The sequence below is a fragment of the Blastococcus sp. SYSU DS0616 genome, assembly GCF_054051015.1.
This window is the reverse complement of sequence record NZ_JBJHAJ010000004.1, coordinates 193,025-214,139: the sequence shown is the minus strand read 5'-3', so window position 1 is coordinate 214,139 and position 21,115 is coordinate 193,025. Positions and strand designations below refer to the sequence as shown.

Genomic DNA, 21,115 nt, shown 5'->3' with positions numbered 1-21,115 from the left:
GGGAGCGAGAGCCGGTCCCTGCGGGGTCTCAGCTCCCGTCGGCGCTGCGGCGCCGGGCCGCGACCAGCAGTGCCCCACCGGCCAGCAGCGCACCGGCGCCCAGCGCCGCGGGCAGCAGCGGGTCAGCGCCGGTGTAGGCGAGCTGACCGACGACGGGGGTGACCGCCGGGGCCACCGTCACGTCCAGCCGGAGGAACCGGTCCGATCCGTCCGGCGCGAACCCGGAAGCCACGAGTGAGTGCACGCCCGCGGCCAGGTCGGCCGGGATGGTCACCGGGGCGCTGAAGTCGCCGTTGCCGTCGGTGGTCACCGTGGCCAGGACCTGCGGCTCGGAGTAGATGACGACCTTCGCCGTCGAGTTCGGCATGAAGCCCGTACCGAGGACGGTCAGCTGCTCGCCGGCCGAGGCCCGGGTGATCAGGCCCTTGTCCGTCGTCAGCGTGAGGGACGTCGAGGGAACCCGCGGCGGCACGGTCGGCTCGCCAGCCGGCGTGGCGACCGGCGCGGGCGGGGCGGGCGGCGCGGGCGGCGCGGGCGGCGCGGGCGGCGCGGGCGGCGCGGGCGGCGCGGGCGGCGCGGGCGGCGTCCACGTCGCGACACCGTCGGCCGCGATGGTCAGCGGGGTCTGCGGGTTGCTCTGGTTACCGCACAGCATCGACTGGACGACGAAGGAGTGGGGACCCTCGGTCAGGCCCGTGACGGTGGTCGTGACGACCCCGGTACCGACGTCCTCGGTGAAGGCCCCGCCGTCGAGGTAGGGCCGGGCGACGCCGTCCACCTTCAAGTAGTAGGAGGTGTAGACGACGTCGGGGTGCTCCTCGGGCTTCGCGGCGGTCCAGTTCAATGTCACCTGGCCGGCGGCGGAGGAGGCCGCCGAGACGAAGACGACCCGTGGCAGCGGCGGCGGCGGCCGGTCCATGCTGTTCCAGTAGTCCTGGTAGGGGCCGCACTGGTCGACGGCCGCCGGCGCAGTGCCGCCCCGACCCTCCGGAACCGCCGTAACTTCGGGAGACGTCGCCTCCGACGGCTGGACGGCGACGTCCGCGCCCGGCTCCTCGGCGACGGCGACCCCGGCCCCCGTGGCCCCTCCACCGATGGTCACTGCCAGCAGGGCCGCGCCCCCGGCCAGGGCCCGGGCGAGCCGGCGCCCCCGATCCAGCCGTCCGTCCACGTGCATGTCCTCCCCGTCCCCGCCCGGACGGTCGACCCCGTCCGGCGCGTGCACGAGGCTTTCGGCAGCGGAGCGCCGTTCCTCCAGGGCAACCGCGGGTGGCTCGTACCGGAGGGCCCACTGCACCGCCCCATGCGCCCCACCGGCCACGCGAGGCGCAGCAGGCTAGTCGTGCTCGAGCTCCCGCAGGCACTGCGCCGCGAGCTGGTCGCCGGCCGCCGCCCCCAGGCGGAACTGCTCCACGGCTCCCTCGAGGTCCCCGCGGTCGGCCAGCAGCACGCCGAGGTTCTGGTGGCAGTAGGCGTCACCGGCGGAGATCCCGCTGCGGTAGGCCTCCTCGGCGGCCTCCTCGTCGCCGAGCTCCTCGCGGTAGAGGTTGCCCAGCGGCAGCCAGGCCACCTGCTCGCCGAGCTTGGCGCCGCGCTCCAGCACCGCGCGCGCCTCGGCCGAGCGGCCGGTCTCGCGCAGCAGGTGCGCCAGGTCCGCGCGGGCGGCCGGGAAGTGGTGCTGGCCGGCGCGGAGGTCGTCCTCCAGCGCCGGGTCGAGCGTCGAGCACCAGCGCCAGCAGGCGACGACGGCGGCGGCCTCCTGGTCACCCGCGGCGGCGAACTCCTCGGCCACCGCCATGGCCTGCTCGCGCTCCCCCTGCTCCCGCAGCAGGAAGGCCAGCTGCAACCCGCCCTCGAGGTCGCCGGCGGCCGCCGCCCCCCGGTAGGCGCGCATGGCGCCGGCGAGGTCACCGAGGTCCTCCAGCACCAGGCCGAGGTTGCGCCAGGCGTCGGCCTCGCCGCCGCGCAGGGCGACCTCGTAGGCGTCGACCGCCTCCTCCCAGCGCTGCTGGGCGGCCAGCGAGTTGCCGAGGTTGAACGCGGCGACGGAGTCCCCCAGGTCGAAGGCGCGGCGGAAGCAGGCCTCCGCCTCGGTCTGCCGGCCGGCGTCGGCCAGGTCGCAGCCGAGGTCGATCAGCGCGTCGGCGTCGTCGGAGGCGAGCAGCCGCCGCAGCCGCACGTCCAGGTCCTCGGTCATGCCGCCGATGATCGCGGCGAGGAGGCGCCCGGCGCGCCCCCTCGCCGCCGGACCTCACCCCATGGGATCGGCCCGGAGGCCGAACGGTCACCCGATCAGCTGTCCCCTCCGGCCGGTCAGCTGCCGAACGCCTCCCGCCAGGCCGGCATCAGCGAGCTGCGCACCCACTCCAGGTAGGGCTCCTGCTGGTCCCCGCCGATCTGGACCAGGGCCAGGTGGGTGAACCCGGCGTCGGCGTACTCCTTCGCGGCCTCGATCACCGCGCCGACGTCGTCCCCGCACGGGATGCTGCCCTCGACGTCCTCCTCGCGGACGAACGAGGTCGCCGCGTCGAACGCCGACGGACCGGGCAGCTCCGAGTTGACCTTCCAGCCCAGGCCGAACCAGCGGAAGAGGCTGTGCGCCCGGGTGACGGCGGCGGCCTTGTCGGTGCCGTAGCTGATCGGCATCTGGGCGATCTTCGGCTTGCCCGCGCCCCCGGCGGCCTCGAACGCCTCGACCAGCTCCGACAGCGGATCGGTCGCGACCAGCACGTCGGCCAGCTCGCCGGCGATGGTGGCCGCCTGCTTCCCGCCGGCCGCGAAGCCGATGGGCACGCGCTTCTCCGGCAGGTCCCAGAGCTTGGCCGACTCGACGTCGAAGTGCTCACCGCGGAAGTTGGTGTAGCCCTCCCCGTCGAACAGGTCGCGGATGATCTGCAGCGCTTCCATGATCATCTCGTGCCGGACGTCGGCCGGTGGCCAGCCGGCGCCCACGACGTGCTCGTTGAGGTTCTCCCCCGCCCCCAGTCCGAGGGTGAAGCGGCCGCCGGAGAGGATCTGCAGGGTCGCCGCCTGCTGCGCCACGACCACCGGGTGGTAGCGGAAGCTCGGGCAGGTCACGTAGGTCATCAGCGGGATCCGGCTGGTGGCCTGCGCGGCGGCCCCGAGGGTCACCCACGCGTTGGGCGAGTGGCCCATCTCGTCCAGCCACGGGAAGTAGTGGTCGCTGCTGACGGCGAAGTCGAAGCCGACCTCCTCGGCGCCCACCACGTGGCCGACCAGGTCCTTCGGCCCGGCCTGCTCGGTCATCATCGTGTAGCCCAGCTGCATCACCATGCCGCGCGGCTACCCGGCGCGGGCCGGGGCGAACCGACCCGCGCCAGGTGGTCACACCCGCTCGGCCTTCAGCGCCTCCCGCATCGTGATCTTCCCGCCCGTGCGCAGCAGCGCCGCGGCGTACACCCGACCGCCGAGCCGGACCACCAGGACGATGGCCGCGACCATCAGGGCGGCCGACAGCACGATCTCCCAGACGGCCACGCTGCCCGCGGCCTGCCGCACCGGCATCACCAGCGGGGACAGCCCGGGGATGTAGGACGTGACGACCGCCAGGGTGCCGTCGGGCTCCGCGGCGGCCTGGATGCCGACGACGAAGGCGACCACCAGCACCATGATCGTGGGCATCACCACGGTGTTGAGGTCCTCCTGCCGGCTGACCAGCGAGGCGGTCACCGCGAAGATCGCCGCGTAGAACGCGTACGCGAGCACGAACCAGGCGACGACGGCGACGGCCGTGCCGATGAGCTCTCCGGGGATGTCGACGATGTCGAGGGCCAGCGCCCCGGCGACCCCGACGACCACGATGAGCACGATCTGCGCCAGCCCGAGCAGTCCCAGGCCGATGATCTTCCCGGCCAGCAGCTGCCACGGCCGCATGGTCGCCAGCAGCAGCTCCACCACCCGGCTGGCCTTCTCCTCGACGACGCCCTGGGCGACGAACTGGCCGAAGAGGATGAGCAGGCCGTAGAGCAGCGCGACGCCGATGATCGCCATGCCGATGCGCTGGCCGTCCTGGTCGGCGTCCGGGTCCAGCGGCGTCACCGCCACCTCGGGCACGACGAGGTCGTCGACCCCGGCGGCCGCCAGCTGCTCGGCCAGCGCCAGCTGTGTGACCGCGCCCTGGACGACCGACTGCAGCGTTCCGCCGGCCGACTGCTCGACCAGCAGCTCGGGCTCACCCCCGCCCTCGGCCAGCAGCACGCCGTCGACGTCGCCCTCCTCGATCGCCGTGCGGGCGGCGGCCTCGTCGTCGAGGGCGACCACCGTGACGTCGACGTCGAGCGCCTCGCCCTGGGCCTCCAGCGTCTGCTCCAGCCCGGCGCCCCCGCCGACCATCCCGATCCGGGTGGCGTCGCCGCCGGAGCCGAGCGCCACCTGCATGCCCAGCGTGCCGAGCAGCAGCACCAGGATCACGACCGAGCTGATGATGAAGTTCTTGTCCCGGATGCGGGCGGAGACCTCGCGTGCGGCGACGAGCCGCACGAGTCCCGCGCTGCCGGGCGTACGCGACGGGCTCACGCCGCCACCTCCTGGGCGCTGGGGGCGGCGACCGCCCCGCGGAAGAGTTCGACGAGTGTGGGCTGCTGCCAGGCGAAGTGGGTGACCCGGCCGGTGTGCAGCGCGGCGGCCAGGACCGCCTGGTCGTCGGCGTCCGACGCGAGCTCCAGCAGCGTGTCACCGGCCTGCTCGGAGACCACCCGGACGCCGGGGAGCGCCGCGGCCCACCCCGGCGCGGCGTCGGGCACCACGACGCGCAGCAGCCGGCCGGCCTCGCGCCGGCGGAGCTCGTCGACGGTCCCGGTGGCGACCATCCGCCCGCGGGCGAGGATGCCGACCGAGTCGCAGAGCCGCTCGACCAGGTCCAGCTGGTGGCTGGAGAAGACCACCGGGACGCCCGCGCGGGCCTGGTCCAGCAGGGCCTCGGCCAGCGAGTCCACGCCGATGGGGTCCAGGCCGGAGAACGGCTCGTCGAGGATGAGCACCTCGGGCCGGCTCACCAGCGCGGCGGCCAGCTGCACCCGCTGCTGGTTGCCCAGCGACAGTTTCTCGACGGCGTCGCCGCTGCGCGGCCCCAGCCCGAGCCGCTCCACCCACTCGCCGGCCGCGTGCGTGGCCGCGGCGGAGTCCATGCCGTGCAGGCGGGCGAAGTAGGCGATCTGCTCGCCGACCTTCATCTTCGGGTAGAGCCCGCGCTCCTCCGGCATGTAGCCGACGCGGCGCCGGGACTCCTGGTCGAGCGGGCGTCCCTGCCAGCGCACCTCCCCGGCGTCGGGCCGGACCAGCCCCATGGCCACGCGCATGGTCGTCGTCTTTCCCGCACCGTTGGAGCCGCAGAAACCGAACATCGATCCCGGCGCCACCGTGAAGCCCACGCCGTCGAGGACGCGGACGTCCCCGAAACTTTTCTGCAGCCCGTCGAACTCGAGCACCTGTTCCTCCTGCCGTTGGGCACGTCCGCCGGAAACCGTAGCCGAGCTCATGATCACGCCAGGGTGATCGACTCGCGGGCGCGACGTCGGGACCCCGAGAGTTCATCTCGCGACGGCCGGGAGGGTGCGGTCTGATCGGTGGATGAGCGAGCGCGACGGCGTGGCGCGGCCACCCACCGGGGTGGGCCTGGAGCAGCTGCGGTCGGCGGCGGCGGGCTGCCGGGCCTGCGAGCTGTGGCAGGACACCACCCAGACCGTGTTCGGGGAGGGGCCCGAGACCGCCCGCGTGGTCTTCGTCGGCGAGCAGCCGGGCGACCAGGAGGACCGGCGGGGCGAGCCGTTCGTCGGTCCGGCCGGCCGGCTGCTGGACAAGGCGCTGGCCGACGCCGGCATCGACCGGCGCGACAGCTACGTCACGAACTCGGTGAAGCACTTCTCGCACACCGTGAAGGGCAAGCGGCGCATCCACCAGACACCCCGGCCCGAGCACCTTCGGGCCTGCCGGCCGTGGCTGGAGGCGGAGCTCGCCGTGCTGAAGCCCGAGGTCGTCGTCGCGCTGGGTGCGACGGCGGCCAAGGGGCTCATCTCGCCGTCCTTCCGGATCACCCGCGACCACGGGCAGCTGCTGCCCTGGGCACCACCGGGCGCCCCGGCGGCGACGGAGGACGACGACGAGGACGCGCCGCACCAGACCTGGATCCTCGCCACCACGCACCCCTCGGCGGTCCTGCGCACCCCGGACGAGGCGCGCGCCGCTGCCTACGACGCCCTGGTCGCCGACCTGCGGACGGTCGCCGGTGCGCTGGCCTGATCCCACGGAGAGGACTACCGGCGAGTAGGGACCGCCGGTGCTGGTTATGCCTCCCAGCGCCCGGCCGGCCTCGCCACTCTCGGGGGCGGGCGAGCCCGGCCGGGCCCCGGGCCGTCAGCGGGTGCGCTCGACGCCGGAGCGCGAGGCGCGGAACAGCCAGAACGAGGGCACCAGGAGCGCGACGGCGGCCATCGCCAGCACCACCACGATGCCGCCGGAGACCATCGCCACCGTCACCGACGCCGCGCTCGCGAGCGCCCCGGCCCGCAGGTCGCCCAGCCGCGGGCCACCGGCGACGACGACGAGGAACACGCCCTGCATCCGGCCGCGCATCTCGTCGGGCGCCGCCAGTTGCAGCATCGACGAGCGCAGCACCGCGCTCACCATGTCCCCCGCGCCGGCGACGGCGAGGAACAGCACGGCGAGCCACAGCGACGGCGCCAGCCCGAACCCGATCACCGCCCCTCCCCAGACGGCGATGGCGCCCAGGACGACCGCTCCCTGCCGATCGACCCGCGACACCCACCCCGAGGTCAGCCCCATGGCGAGCGCGCCGACCGACACCCCGGCGAAGAGCCACCCCAGCGCGTTCGGCGAGTCGGCGAACCGCTCGGCCGAGAGCTCCGGGAAGACCGCGTTGGGCCAGGCGAACAGCATCGCGATGATGTCGACGACGAACGTCATCAGCAGCACCGGCTGGGTGCGCAGGAAGGCGAACCCCTCCCCCACGCCGCGCACCGCGGCGCCCAGCCGCAGCCGGCGGGCCCGGCCGCCGGGCGGCAGCGCGGGCAGGCCGCGCAGCAGCAGCGCGGCGACCAGGAAGCCCAGCGCGTCCACCAGGTAGGCGAGGAACAGCTCCCCCTGACCGATCAGGACCCCGGCGAGCAGCGGACCGGCGATGACGCCTGCCTGGCGCACCGTCATCGCCAGGGCGTTCGCGGCCGGCACCAGCGCGGTGCCCACCAGCGCGGGGATGGCGGCGCTGCGCGCCGGCTGGTTGACCGCCGCGAAGCCGGAGACGAACGCGGTGAGCACCCACAGCAGCACGAGGTTCCCGCCGCCGGGCAGCAGCGCCTGGAGGGCCAGCAGAGCGCTCGTGACCGCGGCGCCCGTCGAGGTGACGAGCATCAGCTTCCGCCGGTCGACGACGTCGGCGATCGCACCGCCGAGGAGCCCGAACACCACGAGCGGTACCAGCGCGACCAGCGAGGTGAGCCCGACGAACAGCGACCGGCCGGTGAGCTCGTAGACCTGGTAGGGGACGGCGACCAGCGTCATCTGCTGGCCGATCATCGTGGCCGCGACACCGCCGAAGAGCCGGCGGTAGGCCGGGACGCGCAGCGGCGTGGTGTCCACCGCCCACCCGCGCCGCCGCACCGGCTCGGGCACCGGCTCCACCACCGCCCGGTCCGGTTCGACCGGGTCGACCGGCCCGGGCGGCCCGCTCACGGGGCGAGCCGCTGGACGATCCAGCCCCCGCCCTCCGCCGTGTCGCGGACGAACCGCAGCCGGTCGTGCAACCGGTCCCCACCGCCCTGCCAGAACTCGACCCGTTCGGGCACCACCCGGTAGCCGCCCCACGCCGCGGGGCGGGGCAGCTTCCCCTCCGGCGTCTGCTGGTCCAGCAGCCGCACCCGCTCCTCGAGCTCGTGCCGGGAGTCGACGACGGTCGACTGCACCGAGGCCGCCGCCGCCAGCTGCGAGCCGCGTGGCCGCGGGTCCCACAGCGCATCGGAGGCGGCATCGCCGATCCGCTCCACCCGACCGGCCACCCGCACCTGCCGCTGCAGCGCGTGCCACGGGAAGACCAGCGCCGCGCGGGGGTTGACCGCCAGCTGCGCGCCCTTGGCCGAGGCGTAGCTGGTGCCGAACACGATCCCGTCGGTGTCGTAGCCCTTCATCAGCACGATCCGGGCATCCGGGGCGCCGTCGGCGTCGGCGGTCGCGACCACGACGGCGTTGGGCTCCGGGAGGTCCGCGGCGACGGCGTCGGCGAACCAGCGGTCGAACTGCTCGACCCAGGTGGCGGCGAGCTCGTCCTCGCGCAGCCGCCCGAGCGTGTAGTCGTTGCGCATGCGGGTCAGGTCGGGCACGCCGCCATGCTGACACCGGCGGCGCGGGTCGGCTCGGGAGGGCGTCCACCGCGCCCCCCGTGTGCCAGGACGGGGCCGACGGCCTAGGGTCGGCTGGCAATCGTGCGCCGTGTCCTGCGCGCACGTGGGTCCACGCGCAGAGGAGCTTGCGAGATGGCCGACGACTTCGTACCCGGCCTGGAAGGCGTCATCGCCTTCGAGACGGAGATCGCCGAACCGGACAAGGACGGCGGCGCGCTGCGCTATCGCGGCGTCGACATCGAGGACCTGGTCGGCAAGGTCACGTTCGGCAACGTCTGGGCGCTGCTGGTCGACGGCAAGTTCGGCCCCGGCCTGCCGCCGGCCGAGCCGTTCCCCATCCCGGTGCACAGCGGCGACGTGCGCGTCGACGTCCAGGCCGCCCTGGCGATGCTCGCCCCGTTCTGGGGCTACCGCCCGCTGCTGGACATCGACAGCGAGACCGCTCGCGAGCAGCTGGCCCGCGCCGCCGTCATGGCGCTGTCCTACGTCGCCCAGTCCGCCCGCGGCATCGGCACCCCCGCCGTTCCGCAGAGCCGGGTCGACGAGGCCTCGACCATCGTCGAGCGCTTCATGGTCCGCTGGCGCGGCGAGCCCGACCCCCGCCACGTGGCCGCTGTGGACGCCTACTGGACCTCGGCCGCCGAGCACGGCATGAACGCCTCGACGTTCACCGCCCGGGTCATCGCCTCCACCGGCGCCGACGTCGCCGCCGCCATGTCCGGCGCGATCGGCGCGATGTCCGGGCCGCTGCACGGCGGCGCCCCCTCCCGGGTGCTGCACATGCTCGACGAGGTCGAGAAGACCGGCGACGCGGAGAAGTACGTCAAGGACCTGCTCGACCGCAAGGAGCGGTTGATGGGCTTCGGCCACCGGGTCTACCGCGCCGAGGACCCGCGCGCCCGGGTGCTGCGCCGCTCGGCCCAGGAGCTGGGTGCGCCGCGCTTCGAGGCGGCCCTCGCGCTGGAGAACGCCGCCCTCAAGGAGCTGCGGGAGCGGCGTCCCGACCGGCCGGTCGAGACGAACGTGGAGTTCTGGGCGGCCATCGTCCTGGACTTCGCCGAGGTGCCCAGCCACATGTTCACCTCGATGTTCACCTGTGCCCGCACCGCCGGCTGGTGCGCGCACATCCTGGAGCAGAAGAACACCGGTCGCCTGGTGCGCCCGTCGGCCCGCTACGTCGGCCCCGAGCCCCGCAAGCCCGAGGCCGTCGAGGGCTGGGACACCATCAACCCCTCGGCCGCCCAGCTGGCCTGAGCGAGGACCCCGCTGCCCCCACCGCGCACGCCCGCGGTGGGGGCGCGCGGCGGGGCCGCCCGACCCGCACGACCGGAAGGCCCTCCCCGGATGAGCATCACCATCCCCGCCGCACTCCTGCCCGCCGACGGCCGGTTCGGGTGCGGTCCGTCGAAGGTGCGCCCCGAGGCGTTGCGCGCCCTCGCCGGTGACGGGGCGGCGATCATGGGTACCTCCCACCGGCAGCCGCCGGTGAAGAACCTCGTGCGGCGGGTCCGCGAGGGGCTGACCACGCTGTTCGACCTGCCCGACGGCTACGAGGTGGTGCTCGGCAACGGCGGGACGACCGCATTCTGGGACGCGGCGCTGTTCGGGCTCGTCCGCGACCGCGCCGCCTTCGGCACCTACGGGGAGTTCTCCGCCAAGTTCGCCTCCGCGGCGGTGCGGGCACCGTTCCTCGGCGACCCGGTGGTCGTGACGGCCGAGCCGGGGTCGCTGGCGCTGCCGACCGCCACCGAGGGCGTCGACACCTACGCCTGGGCGCACAACGAGACCTCGACGGGCGTCATGGCCCCGATCTCGCGCCCGCACGGCACCGAGGACGCCCTCGTCCTCATCGACGCCACCTCCGGCGCCGGCGGCCTGCCCGTCGACGTCTCGCAGACCGACGTCTACTACTTCGCCCCGCAGAAGTCCTTCGCCGCCGACGGCGGGCTCTGGGTGGCCCTGATGTCGGCCGACGCGCTGCAGCGGATCGCCGAGATCAAGGCCGCGGGCCGCTGGGTGCCCGGCTTCCTGGACCTGTCGATCGCCGTCGACAACTCCACCAGGGACCAGACCTACAACACCCCCGCGGTCGCCACCCTGTTCCTGCTGGCGGACCAGCTCGACTGGATGCTCTCCCTCGGCGGCCTCTCCGGCACCGTCGCGCGCAGCCGCGAGTCCGCCACGCGGCTCTACGGCTGGGCGGAGCAGTCGCCGTACGCGACCCCGTTCGTCCCCCACCCCGAGCACCGCAGCTTCGTCGTCGGAACCGTCGACTTCGCCGACTCCGTCGACGCTGCCGCCCTGGCGACGACCCTGCGCGCCAACGGCATCGTCGACGTGGAGCCGTACCGCGGGCTCGGCCGCAACCAGCTGCGCGTCGGCATGTTCCCCGCCGTGGACCCCGACGACGTGACGGCGCTGACGGCCTGCATCGACTACGTGACCGAGCGGCTCTGAAGAAGGGCCCCCTACCGCCCACCGCTCGCACGCTCGCGGTGGGTCCCTGCAGGGGGCCGCAGTGGGCAGTTCCGAGGTGAAGGTTCGTAGGCGGGAGGTGAGTGTGGGCCCCGATGTCCCGTCGGGCCCCGGGATCGGCGACCTGTTCGCCGCCGGGGGCGAGGCCGGCCGGATCATGGCCGGCCTCGACTGGGCGAGCACCCCGCTCGGCCCCGTGGCCGGCTGGCCGGCCAGCCTGCGTTTCGCCGTGCGCACGGTGCTGGTGTCCAGGTTCCCGATGGTGCTGACCTGGGGCCCGGACTTCCTGCAGTTCTACAACGACGCCTACGCGCCCCTCATCGGCGCGAAGCACCCGGCGATCGGCCAGGACATCCGGCAGACCCTCGCCGAGGGCTGGCACGCGCTCGGGCCCCCGATCGAGCACGCGATGGCCACGCGCGAGGCCTCCTGGCTGCCGGGGCTGCTGCTGCTCCTCGAACGCACCGGATACCGGGAGGAGACCTACTTCACCGTCTCCCACGCGCCGGCCTTCGACGACGACGGCGGGGTCGCCGGCATCCACGCCGTCTGCACGGAGGTCACCGGTGAGCTGCTCGCCGCCCGCCGCCAGCAGTTGCTGCACACGCTGTCGGTGGCGGGCACGCAGCTCGCCGACGAGCGGCAGACGGTCGCGACCATGTGCGCGGCCCTGCGCTCGAACCCGCTCGACATCCCCTTCGCCGCCGTCTACCTCGCCACCGACGAGGGCACCTTCGCCCGCGTGGCGACGACCGGGGTCGACGCCGCGCTCCTGCCCGCGGTCGCCGACGCCGGCGCGGCACTACCGCCGGTCGCCTCCTTGGGGCTGACCGGCGGTCCCTGGGACGACCCGGTGACCGACGCGGTGGTGCTGCCGCTGGCGTCCGGCCACGACGCCGAGCCGGCAGGCCTGCTGGTCCTCGGCACCTCGCCCAACCGGGCCGTGGACGCCGACTACCAGGCCTTCCACCAGCTGGTGGCCGGCCAGTTCACCGGCGCGCTGGCCACCATCCGGGCGTTCGAGGACGAGCGTCGGCGGGCCGAGTCGCTCGCCGAGCTCGACCGCGCGAAGACCACCTTCTTCGCCGACGTCAGCCACGAGCTGCGCACGCCGCTCACGCTGCTGCTGGGCCCGATCGGCGACGTCCTAGAGAACACCGACCCGCCGTTGGGCGACGACGTCCGCGAGCAGCTCTCCCTGGCGCTGCGCAACGGGCAGCGCCTGCAGCGGCTGGTCAACGACCTGCTGGACTTCGCCGGCATCGAGGCCGGGCGGGCCACCCCGGTCCGCGTGGAGACCGACGTCCCGGCGTTCACCGCCGAGCTCGCCGGCATCTTCCGGTCGGCCGCCGAGCGGGCCGGGCTGCGCCTCACCGTCGCCTGCCCGCCCCTGCACCGCCCGGCCTACGTCGACCCCCGGATGTGGGAGAAGATCGTCGTCAACCTGCTGGCCAACGCGGTGAAGTACACCTTCGTCGGCGGCATCGACGTGGCTGTGCGCGGCACCGGCGACGGCTTCGAGCTCACCGTCGCCGACACCGGCGTGGGCATCGTCGCCGAGGAGCTGCCGCACCTGTTCGAGCGTTTCCACCGGGTGTCGGGCGCGACCGCCCGCACGCGGGAGGGCACCGGCATCGGCCTGGCGCTGGTGCAGGAGCTCGCCGCCCTGCACGGCGGCACGGTGACGGTGACCAGCGAGCCGGGGCGGGGCAGCACGTTCACCGTCGCCCTGCCGTTCGGCGCCCCCGACGCCGTCGTCGGCGGTCCTGCGGCCGTCCCGTCGGAGGCCGCCCACGGCGAGGCCGAGGGCTGGGAGCGGGAGGTCTCGCGCCCGGCCGACCGGGCTCCCGGCGCGGCGGACGCCACTGCGGTCCTGGTGGTGGACGACAACGCGGACATGCGCGGCTACCTCGACCGCCTGCTGCGGCCGCACTGGGCGGTGCGCACGGCGGCCGACGGACAGGAGGCGCTCGCCGCGGTGGCCGAGCAGCGGCCGGCCCTCGTGCTGACCGACGTGATGATGCCGCGCGTCGACGGCTTCGAGCTGCTCCGGGCGCTGCGCGGGGACCCGGCCACCCGGGACATCCCGGTGATCATGCTGACGGCCCGCGCCGGGCAGGACGCCTCGGTCGAGGGCCTGGAGGCCGGCGCCGACGACTACCTGGCCAAGCCGTTCCGCGCCGCGGAGCTGCTCGCCCGGGTACGGGTGGTGCTCGAGCGGGCGGCCGGTCGCGCCGTGACCCCGGCGACGACGCGGGAGGTCGGCGAGCCGCCCCGGCCGGCCACCTCCCCGCTGCCCGCGCCGCTGGTGGCCACGCCGGTGGGCCGGCCGGCGCCGGCGTCGGACCCGGGTCCGCAGCCGTCGACCGGCCCCGACGGCGCCCGGAACCGGGCGCACTGGCAGCTGCCGTCGGTCCTCTCCTCGATCCCGGTGATCCGCCGCCGGCTCCGCGGCCTCCTGGCCGACGCCGGGGTCGGCGCCGACCAGTCCTACGACCTGCTCCTGGCGGCCTGCGAGGCGGCCAGCAACGCGATCGAGCACGCTCAGGAGCCGACCCGGCCCGTCGTCGAGGTCACCGCCGTCGTCGGGGACGGCGCGGTGGAGATCACGGTCCGCGACCACGGCCAGTGGCGGGAGCGGGAGCCGAGCATGGACCGCGGCCGCGGCTCCACGCTGATGAGCGCGGTCGCCGAGGTCACCGCCGTCCCGGGCCCCGAGGGGACGACCGTGCGGATCCGGTCGGCGCTGCAGCCGGCCGCCTGACCGCGGAGCTCCTCAGCGGAGCAGCCAGGTGTCCTTGCTCGCCCGGTCGAGCTCCCCCGGCCGGTCGTCCCGGGCCACCCGGGTCAGGGCGAGCGGCAGGGTGGCGGTGGTCTCGCCGGCCACGGAGAACAGCCGCAGCTCCACCGGCCGGGGACGCAGGCACCCGTCGACCAGCGTCGGCGCCGTCGAGGCGGCCAGCGGCTCCCGGGCCACGAACCGGTGCGGGGCGGCGGCGATCTCGGCCCGCAGCGCAGCGAGCTCCGCCGCCGAGCAGGCCGGGCCGAGCACCACCTGCCGGCCGCCGTACCCGGCGACCGACTCGACCTCCAGCTCCGGCAGCCGGTCGGCGACCTCCGCCCACGCCGCGGGGTCGGCGAGCACCCACGTCCGCGCCGAGCCCAGCAGCGGCTCCTCGCCGAGGTAGAAGCGGATCATGGCCGGGACCCAGGCGTAGCCTGCCGCGTCATCGGCCACCCCGTTGCCGGGCACGTTGGCCAGCCCGAGCCGCCCGGCCCGCACCGCTTCGGTGAGCGCCAGCCCGAGCGGGACGCCCGCGCCGGTGGGGTAGGCGCCGAGCAGCGCGTCGTCGAAGCGCCGGTAGAGCACGTCGACCGGTACCCGGCCCCCGTCGACGGCGACCTCCACTCCCCCGTCGGCGCGCGGCCACAGGTCACCGGCCCGCACCAGCGGGGCGTCGAGGGCGTCGGCCAGCAGCCGGTGCTCGAACCAGGACCCGTCGTTCTCGCCCTGGGTGAGCACCGCGATCCGCGGCGCCCCGGGCACCGCCGGCGGGGCGGCGGCCGCCAGTGCACCGGCCAGCAGCGGAACGGCGTCCCCCGGTTCCCGCAGCCGCTCCCCGGCACCGGCGAACAGCTCCGGCAGCGCGGCGCGGGCGGAGTCCCGGTCGGCGAGCGCGTACCCGATGCCGGACGGCACCCGCAGGTCGTCGCGGAGCACCACCCAGCGGTCGTCGTCGGTGCGGACGAGGTCGGCCGCGGCGACGGTCGCGCGAGGCTGACCCCGCCACGCGCGGGCGACGGCGTCCGGATCCCGGCCCGGCCCGTGCGTCACGGCCCACTCGGGCAGCGCACCGGCCCGGACGATCTCGGCCGCGCGGTCGGGGTCGCCGCGCCGGCGCCCGGCCGGGCGGTAGGCGTCGGCGAGGAAGGCGTTCAGCGCCCGGTGCCGCTGCGCCATCCCGGCCGACAGCGTCCGCCACGTGCCGGCGTCGACCAGCCGTGGGACGGGGTCCAGGGGCACCGGGCGCAACTGCTGCCGGCCGTCCACCCACGTGCCGACGACGACGCCGCGTTCCTGCCGCCGGAGCCGCAGCTCCGCCTCGGCGGCCGCCAGCCCGGTCGCCCCGAGGCGCTCCAGGGCAGCGATCGGCCCGGCCCACCCGTCGCGCAGCCGGCCGTCGGCAGCGACGGCCTCGTCGCTGCGGGCGGTGGGGTAACCGGCGAAGAGTTCCCCGCTCACAGCCACCGATCGAACCAGGCGGCGAGCCGCTCGCCCAGTTCGACCAGGTGCTCCCGGCCGACGATGGCGTGCCCCTCGCCGGCGAAGAGCAGCAGGTCGGCGCGCGCACCGCGCGCCTGCAGCGCCTGGTGCGCCTGCACCGACTCGGCCACCGGCACGTTCGTGTCGCGGTCCCCGTGCACGAGGAGCACCGGCGCGGTGAGCCGGTCCAGGGCCGTCATCGGCGAGAGGGCGGCCAGCATCTCGCGGTCGGCGACCGGGTCGCCGTACTCGGTCACCGAGGCCGCGGCCATCCACGGCTCGGTGCCGGCGAAGAAGGTGCGCAGGTCGCTCATCCCGGCCAGCGAGGTGCCGGCCGCGAAGAGCTCGGGCCACCGGGTGAGGGCGACGAGGGTGAGGTACCCGCCGTAGGACCAGCCGTGGGCGCCGACCCGGCCGGGCGCCGCGATGCCCGCGGTCACCAGCTCGTCCACCGTCGTCCGGACGTCGGCGAACGAGGACTCGCGCGCGGGCCCGTCGTCGGCGGTCATGAAGGCCCGCCCGAACCCGCCCGAGCCGCGCACGTTCGGGGCGAAGACCGTGAGCCCCGCGGCCACCATGCTCTGCGTGATCGGCGACCAGTTCGGCCGCGCCTGCCCCTCCGGTCCGCCGTGGAAGCTGACCACCGTGCGGTTGGGGCCGCGGGTGCCCTCGGGCACGTACAGCCAGCCGGAGAGCCGGACGCCGTCCGGGGCGAGGTACTCGTGGCGCACCGGCTCGACCACGCCCGGCACCTCCGGGCTGGTGGGCGAGCAGGCGAGCGGTTCGGGTGCGCCCGCGCCGTCGAGCGGCACCCGCCACAGCCCCCGGGGGGCGCGCGGCCCGGACAGCTCGGCGATCAGCGCGTCGCCGTCGGCGGCCGGCGCCCACCCCGACAGCACCGGTCGGGGGAGCTCGATCCGCCGCACCACGGCCCCGTCGGCCCTGGCGTGCAGCCACAGCTGGCTCACCCCGTCGGCGTTCCACACCGCGAGCACCGTGCCGTCGGGGCGCACCGCGTACCCGTCGAGGTCGGCGTCGGCGCGCTGCAGGACCGTCCGGCCGGGTCCGGGCACCCCGTCGGTCAGGGGGACGGCGACCAGGCCGGCGCGATCGGCCCCGGGCGGCCCCGGCAGCGCGGCACGGACGTGCACGGTGGCCCCGTCGTCGGTGAACCGGCCGTCCTCGGAGGCGATGCCGCCGGGGGCGTCCAGGGGGAGGACCCGCCGCTGGATGCCCGTGGCGACGTCGATGACCACGATGTGCCGGTAGGCGCGCGGGCCGCGCCGGGCGAGGACGGTGCGGTGGTCGGCGGAGACGGCGGTGACGACGAGGAAGCCGCCGGAGGCCAGCGTGCGCTGCTCTCCGGTGACCACGTCGACCAGGACCACGTCGGCGTCCGGTCCGCTGCCCTGGGCGATCGAGCAGGCGTAGTGCCGCGGCCCCACCCAGCAGCCGGCGAAGACCGCCGCACGTGGATCGGCACCGGCCACCAGCCGGCGATCCGTGCCGTCGGGGCGGACGACGTGCAGTTCGGCGCAGATGGACCCGCCGGGGCTGACCAGGTAGGCCAGCCGCGCGCCGTCGGGCGACCAGGCGGCGGAGATCACCTCCTGGTCGGTGCCGGACACCTGGACCGGCGAGGTCCGGCCGTCCAGCGCGGCCACCTCCAGCCGGGGCAGCCCCGATCGGTCGGTGACGTAGGCGACGCGGCGGCCGTCCGGGGCCGGCGCCGGGCACCAGGCCGCGGTGGCCCCGGCGATCCCTGCGATGGCGCGGCGGACCCGCGCCGGCAGCACCTCCGGGGGCGCCAGGAGCTCCAGGGCGGCGCATCCCGCGGGCGCGGCCGTCCACTGGTCGGTCACGGGGCTGGCCATCGCTCCTCCTCGGCTCGGTGCGGCGCCGCCGGCGAGCCGCCCACTGTGGCGGTCGCGCGTTTCGGGCGTGTGTCAGTGCTGACATCGGCGTGCGACGACGTCGTCCGCACCCCTCCCCCGGGGGAACCCGCCGCTCCCCGCCGCAGACGCGCCACGCCGGTGCGCCTGCGCGCCGCTCGCGCCCGATCCCGATAACCTCGGGGACCGGGATCGGCGTCCGGACCCACCGCGCCGGCTGCAGGAGGTCGCCCATGCGCACACTGCGCCTCGTGGCGCTCTCCGACGACGGGAAGAGCCTCGTCCTCGTCGCGGACGGCCCCGACAGCCCCGACGGCGAGCGGTTCGAGCTCCCGATCGACGAGCGCGTCCGTGCGGCGGCCCGCGGGGACGCCCGCCGGCTGACCCAGATCGACGTCGACTCCGGCAGCGAGCTCCCGCCCCGGGTGATCCAGTCCCGCATCCGCGCCGGGGAGACCCCCGAGCAGGTCGCCGCCGCCACGGGTGCCCGGGTGGAGCGGATCATGCGTTTCGCCCACCCCGTGCTGCAAGAACGGGAGCGCGTGGCCACCCAGGCCCGCGAGGCGCGGGTCCGGCTCACCGACGGGGCACCGGGGGCGGTACTCCAGCACTTCATGGTCGAACGGCTGCGGCTCATCGACACCGACATCGACGCCGTCGCGTGGGACGCCCACCGGGACGACGAGGGCACCTGGGTGGTCACCGGCGCGTGGCGCGCAGGGGCCAAGTCCGGCACCGCGCGCTGGAACTTCGACCTGCAGTCCCGCACGGTCTCCCCGGGGGACGCCGCGACGGCGGACTTCGCCGAGGGCACCCGCCTGGTGCGGGTCGTGCCCGAGGTGCCGGCCGGCCTGCCCTCGCCGGCCGCCCGCAACCGGCCGGTCTCGGTGGTGCGCAGCCCGGAGCCGCCCCCCGCCCCGGCCGGGGAGGACGACGCGCCCGTGCGCGACGTGCACGCCCCCGACGGGACCCCGGCCGACGACGAGGCGCTGGCCACCCTGCTCGACGAGGTCGCCGAGCACGACACCGTGGTGCTCGGCCGGGGGCAGAGCACCGACGAGGACGGCGACGAGGACCCGCGCGCCCGCATCCCGGCGTGGGAGGACATCGTCTTCGGGGTCCGCCGCAACCGCTGACCAACCGCACGTGGAACAGCCGGCAGGACTGGGTAGTCGCTCCGGCATGAGTGCTTCGGTGTCGATGCCGCTGGGCGGCGTGCAGGTCGGTTCCTACGACAGCTACGAGCGGGCGCAGGCCGCCGTCGACTACCTCTCCGACGAGAAGTTCGCGGTCGAGAACGTGACGATCATCGGGAGCGACCTGCGCATGGTCGAGACGGTGACCGGCCGCATGACGACGGGCCGGGCGGTCGCCGCAGGCGCCGCGGCCGGCGCCTGGTGGGGTCTGTTCGTCGGCCTCCTGCTGGGCATCTTCGCGCCCGACGGGACCAGCTGGATCGGGTCGGTGCTGACCGGCCTGCTCATCGGTCTGGCCTTCGGCGCCGCCTTCGGCGGCATGGGGTACGCCGCCACCCGCGGCAAGCGCGACTTCACCAGCACCAGCAAGATCGTCGCCAGCCGGTACGACGTGATGTGCCACCCCTCGCACGCCGAGGAGGCCCGCGCGATGCTGGCCCGGTTCTCGCTGCGCGGCTGACTAGCGCAGGGTGGCGAAGGCCACCGCCGCGGCGGCGGCCACACCGAGGGAGTCGACCCCGGTGCGCATCGGGATGCGGGCTCGCACCCGCGCCGTCCGCTGCGCCTCCGGCGTGAGACCCGGCCCCTCGGCGCCCAGCAGCACGGCGGTGCGCGGGTGCGCCCGCGGGTCGACGTCGCCGAGGTCCACCGCGTCGGCCGCCGGGGTGAGCGCGACGGTGAGGTAGCCCGCTTCGTGCAGCCGCGCGAGCCCAGCCGGCCAGTCGGGCAGGACGGCGAACGGTAGCGATAGCACGTGCCCCATCGAGACCCGCACCGACCGGCGGTACAGCGGGTCGGCGCAGCGCGGGTCCAGCAGCAGCCCGTCGACGCCGAGGGCCACCGCCGAGCGCGCGATCGAGCCCAGGTTCTCGGCGTCGTTGAGCGCCTCGAGGACCGCCAGCCGGCGCGGCCCCGCCGGGTCCGGGCCGGTCAGCACCTCGTCCGGGTCGGCCGGCGGGAGGCGGTCGGCGGAGGCGACCACGCCGCGGGTGAGCCGGAACCCGATGACCTCCGAGAGCACCCACTTATCCGCCTCGAAGGCCGGGACGTCCCCGGGCAGGCCGAGCGCGGCCACCCGTCCCGGCACACCGAACACCGCGCGCACCCGGTACGGCGAGGCGAGCAGGCGCTCGACCGCCGGCACCCCCTCCACGATGACCGGCCCGGTGCCCCGCTCCCTGCCCGCCGGGCGGTCCCCGGCCTTGAGGTCGCGGAAATCTGCGACGCGGGGATCGGCCGGGTCGGTGATGACGACGGGTGCAGGCACGGGCGCCGATTCTGCCCGCACCGGGCGGGCGACCCTGCGCGCGCCCGGCCGCGGGCGCGCGACCCGTTGACGGCACCCAGCAACTCATCTAGCGTTGAGTTCATCAGCCGTTGAGTTGTGGGGAGCGCGTCATGGACGCCGTCACCGTCACCGATCTCGTCGTCGACCGCGGGAAGCGCTGCGTGCTCCCCGGTCTCTCCTTCGCCGTCCCGGCCGGCCAGGTGACCGGGCTGCTCGGGCCGAGCGGCAGTGGGAAGAGCACGCTGATGCGGGCGGTCGTCGGGGTGCAGCGGGTGCGCTCCGGCACGGTCACCGTGCTCGGGGAGCCCGCCGGCTCCCCCGGCCTGCGCAGCCGGGTCGGGTACGTCACCCAGTCGCCCAGCGTCTACCCCGACCTCACCGTCCGGGAGAACGCCCGCTACTTCGCCGCCCTGTACGGCCGCGGGGCGCGTGAGGCCGACGCCGCGATCGCCGACGTGGGGCTGGGCGGAGCCGCCGGGCAGCTCGTCGCCGACCTCTCCGGCGGGCAGCGCGGCCGCGCCTCCCTGGCGTGCGCACTGGTCGGCGAGCCCGAGCTGCTGGTCCTCGACGAGCCGACCGTCGGCCTGGACCCGGTGCTCCGGGTCGAGCTCTGGGAACGCTTCCACGCCCTGGCCCGCGCCGGGACGACGCTGGTCGTGTCCAGCCACGTGATGGACGAGGCCGCCCGGTGCGACCGGCTCCTCCTTCTCCGCGACGGCGCGCTGCTCGCCGACACGACACCGGGGCAGCTGCGCGCCGACGGCCGCTCCGACGACCTGGAGACGGCGTTCCTGACCGTCGTCCGCGCCCGCGAGGCGGTGGCCCGGTGACCGCCGCCGGCCCGCGGCTCACCGCGACGACCGCGGCCCGCGTCCTGCGCCAGCTGCGGCACGACCACCGCACGATCGCGATGCTGCTCGTGCTGCCGAGCCTGCTCCTGGGCCTGCTGTACCTGCTGTGGGCGGACGTCCCGACCGCCCCCGGGCAGCCCGGCACCTTCGACCGCGTCGGGCTGGCGATGCTCGGCGTCTTCCCCTTCGTCGTGATGTTCCTCGTGACCAGCATCGCCATGCTGCGCGAGCGCACGTCCGGCACGCTCGAGCGGCTGCTCACCACTCCCCTGTCCCGGCTGGACCTGCTGCTCGGCTACGGCCTGGCGTTCGGGCTGGCCGCGGGTGTGCAGGCGGTGGTCACCGTGACGGTGGCGACGACGCTGTACGACCTGGACGTGGCCGGGTCCGTCGGGCTCGTCGTCCTCGTCGCCGTGGTCGACGCCGTGCTCGGGGTCGCGCTGGGGCTGCTGGCCAGCGCCTTCGCGCGCAGCGAGTTCCAGGCGGTGCAGTTCATGCCGGTGGTCGTCCTGCCCCAGTTCTTCCTCTGCGGGCTGCTCGTCCCCCGCGAGCAGATGGCCGGGTGGCTGCAGGCGATCAGCGACGTCCTCCCGCTGACCTACGCGGTCGAGGCCCTGCGCGAGGTCGGGCGCTCGGCGGAGGCGACCGGCACGATGGTGCTGGACGTCGGCATCGTGGCCGGCGCCGCCCTGCTGGCGCTCGCGCTGGCGGCGGCCACCCTGCGGAGGAGGACCGACTGAACGCCGGCGACCAGCCACCACGGCGACGCACCGGACG

At 75.5% G+C, this 21,115-nt stretch carries 18 protein-coding genes; 8 read left to right on the top strand and 10 right to left on the bottom strand.

Annotation, left to right across the window (positions count from 1 at the left end):
* Positions 1–28 precede the first annotated feature (28 nt).
* From ACI79K_RS04875 to ACI79K_RS04855, 5 genes are all read right to left on the bottom strand, one after another.
* Positions 29–1,171, bottom strand: coding sequence for a hypothetical protein (locus ACI79K_RS04875; protein ID WP_456599103.1), 1,143 nt, complete (start codon positions 1,169–1,171; stop codon positions 29–31).
* 165 nt (positions 1,172–1,336) lie between these two features.
* On the bottom strand, positions 1,337–2,197 hold the full coding sequence (locus ACI79K_RS04870) for a tetratricopeptide repeat protein (protein ID WP_456588035.1): 861 nt from the start codon (positions 2,195–2,197) through the stop codon (positions 1,337–1,339).
* Positions 2,198–2,313: 116 nt separating this feature from the next.
* Positions 2,314–3,294 (bottom strand): TIGR03557 family F420-dependent LLM class oxidoreductase, encoded by a 981-nt coding sequence (locus ACI79K_RS04865; protein WP_456588036.1) that lies wholly within the window; start codon positions 3,292–3,294, stop codon positions 2,314–2,316.
* A 51-nt stretch (positions 3,295–3,345) separates the two neighbouring features.
* On the bottom strand, positions 3,346–4,536 hold the full coding sequence (locus ACI79K_RS04860; protein WP_456588037.1) for an ABC transporter permease: 1,191 nt from the start codon (positions 4,534–4,536) through the stop codon (positions 3,346–3,348).
* Positions 4,533–5,447: an ABC transporter ATP-binding protein gene (locus ACI79K_RS04855; RefSeq protein ID WP_456588038.1), complete on the bottom strand. Its 915-nt coding sequence runs from the start codon at positions 5,445–5,447 to the stop codon at positions 4,533–4,535. The genes ACI79K_RS04860 and ACI79K_RS04855 overlap by 4 nt, the downstream gene beginning before the upstream one ends.
* Before the next feature lie 142 nt (positions 5,448–5,589).
* On the opposite strand from ACI79K_RS04855, the gene ACI79K_RS04850 reads away from it, so the two are divergent.
* Positions 5,590–6,258, top strand: a complete 669-nt coding sequence (locus tag ACI79K_RS04850; RefSeq protein WP_456588039.1) for a UdgX family uracil-DNA binding protein — start codon at positions 5,590–5,592, stop codon at positions 6,256–6,258.
* Positions 6,259–6,372: 114 nt separating this feature from the next.
* Here the strand turns inward: ACI79K_RS04850 and ACI79K_RS04845 are convergent, their stop codons facing one another.
* A complete protein-coding gene (locus ACI79K_RS04845) occupies positions 6,373–7,707 on the bottom strand; it encodes an MFS transporter (protein ID WP_456599102.1) in 1,335 nt (444 codons plus the stop codon).
* A complete protein-coding gene (pdxH, locus tag ACI79K_RS04840; RefSeq protein ID WP_456588041.1) occupies positions 7,704–8,351 on the bottom strand; it encodes a pyridoxamine 5'-phosphate oxidase in 648 nt (215 codons plus the stop codon). Before pdxH ends, ACI79K_RS04845 begins: the two co-directional genes overlap by 4 nt.
* Positions 8,352–8,504: 153 nt before the next feature.
* Between pdxH and ACI79K_RS04835 the strand changes: the two genes are divergently transcribed.
* The 3 genes from ACI79K_RS04835 (at position 8,505) to ACI79K_RS04825 (ending at position 13,611) form a co-directional block, all read left to right on the top strand.
* The gene (locus ACI79K_RS04835; protein ID WP_456588042.1) at positions 8,505–9,626 is read left to right on the top strand and encodes a citrate synthase 2; all 1,122 of its coding nucleotides are present in this window, start codon (positions 8,505–8,507) and stop codon (positions 9,624–9,626) included.
* A 90-nt stretch (positions 9,627–9,716) separates the two neighbouring features.
* Positions 9,717–10,829: a phosphoserine transaminase gene (gene serC / locus ACI79K_RS04830; protein WP_456588043.1), complete on the top strand. Its 1,113-nt coding sequence runs from the start codon at positions 9,717–9,719 to the stop codon at positions 10,827–10,829.
* A gap of 103 nt (positions 10,830–10,932) precedes the next feature.
* Positions 10,933–13,611: an ATP-binding protein gene (locus tag ACI79K_RS04825; RefSeq protein WP_456599101.1), complete on the top strand. Its 2,679-nt coding sequence runs from the start codon at positions 10,933–10,935 to the stop codon at positions 13,609–13,611.
* Positions 13,612–13,623: 12 nt separating this feature from the next.
* Here the strand turns inward: ACI79K_RS04825 and ACI79K_RS04820 are convergent, their stop codons facing one another.
* Positions 13,624–15,090, bottom strand: coding sequence for a circularly permuted type 2 ATP-grasp protein (locus ACI79K_RS04820; protein WP_456588045.1), 1,467 nt, complete (start codon positions 15,088–15,090; stop codon positions 13,624–13,626).
* The gene (locus tag ACI79K_RS04815; RefSeq protein ID WP_456599100.1) at positions 15,087–16,985 is read right to left on the bottom strand and encodes a S9 family peptidase; all 1,899 of its coding nucleotides are present in this window, start codon (positions 16,983–16,985) and stop codon (positions 15,087–15,089) included. The genes ACI79K_RS04820 and ACI79K_RS04815 overlap by 4 nt, the downstream gene beginning before the upstream one ends.
* Positions 16,986–17,236: 251 nt before the next feature.
* Between ACI79K_RS04815 and sepH the strand changes: the two genes are divergently transcribed.
* Positions 17,237–18,139, top strand: a complete 903-nt coding sequence (sepH, locus tag ACI79K_RS04810) for a septation protein SepH (protein WP_456588047.1) — start codon at positions 17,237–17,239, stop codon at positions 18,137–18,139.
* Between the two features lie 46 nt (positions 18,140–18,185).
* Entirely contained in the window at positions 18,186–18,659 is a 474-nt protein-coding gene (locus tag ACI79K_RS04805; RefSeq protein WP_456588048.1) for a general stress protein, read from the top strand.
* Here the strand turns inward: ACI79K_RS04805 and ACI79K_RS04800 are convergent, their stop codons facing one another.
* A complete protein-coding gene (locus tag ACI79K_RS04800; RefSeq protein ID WP_456588049.1) occupies positions 18,660–19,466 on the bottom strand; it encodes a TrmH family RNA methyltransferase in 807 nt (268 codons plus the stop codon).
* Positions 19,467–19,597: 131 nt separating this feature from the next.
* Between ACI79K_RS04800 and ACI79K_RS04795 the strand changes: the two genes are divergently transcribed.
* Together ACI79K_RS04795 and ACI79K_RS04790 are read left to right on the top strand one after the other, a co-directional pair.
* Positions 19,598–20,317 (top strand): ABC transporter ATP-binding protein, encoded by a 720-nt coding sequence (locus ACI79K_RS04795; RefSeq protein WP_456588050.1) that lies wholly within the window; start codon positions 19,598–19,600, stop codon positions 20,315–20,317.
* Positions 20,314–21,078 (top strand): ABC transporter permease, encoded by a 765-nt coding sequence (locus ACI79K_RS04790; protein WP_456588051.1) that lies wholly within the window; start codon positions 20,314–20,316, stop codon positions 21,076–21,078. Before ACI79K_RS04795 ends, ACI79K_RS04790 begins: the two co-directional genes overlap by 4 nt.
* Positions 21,079–21,115 lie beyond the last annotated feature (37 nt).

What these genes read in the sequence shown, in the direction of transcription:
- ACI79K_RS04870 (WP_456588035.1), bottom strand. Translation starts at nt 2,197, where the DNA reads ATGACCGAGGACCTGGACGTGCGGCTGCGGCGGCTGCTCGCCTCCGAC.
- ACI79K_RS04865 (WP_456588036.1), bottom strand. Translation starts at nt 3,294, where the DNA reads ATGGTGATGCAGCTGGGCTACACGATGATGACCGAGCAGGCCGGGCCG.
- ACI79K_RS04850 (WP_456588039.1), top strand. Translation starts at nt 5,590, where the DNA reads ATGAGCGAGCGCGACGGCGTGGCGCGGCCACCCACCGGGGTGGGCCTG.
- ACI79K_RS04835 (WP_456588042.1), top strand. Translation starts at nt 8,505, where the DNA reads ATGGCCGACGACTTCGTACCCGGCCTGGAAGGCGTCATCGCCTTCGAG.
- serC (WP_456588043.1), top strand. Translation starts at nt 9,717, where the DNA reads ATGAGCATCACCATCCCCGCCGCACTCCTGCCCGCCGACGGCCGGTTC.
- ACI79K_RS04815 (WP_456599100.1), bottom strand. Translation starts at nt 16,985, where the DNA reads ATGGCCAGCCCCGTGACCGACCAGTGGACGGCCGCGCCCGCGGGATGC.
- sepH (WP_456588047.1), top strand. Translation starts at nt 17,237, where the DNA reads ATGCGCACACTGCGCCTCGTGGCGCTCTCCGACGACGGGAAGAGCCTC.
- ACI79K_RS04805 (WP_456588048.1), top strand. Translation starts at nt 18,186, where the DNA reads ATGAGTGCTTCGGTGTCGATGCCGCTGGGCGGCGTGCAGGTCGGTTCC.
- ACI79K_RS04795 (WP_456588050.1), top strand. Translation starts at nt 19,598, where the DNA reads ATGGACGCCGTCACCGTCACCGATCTCGTCGTCGACCGCGGGAAGCGC.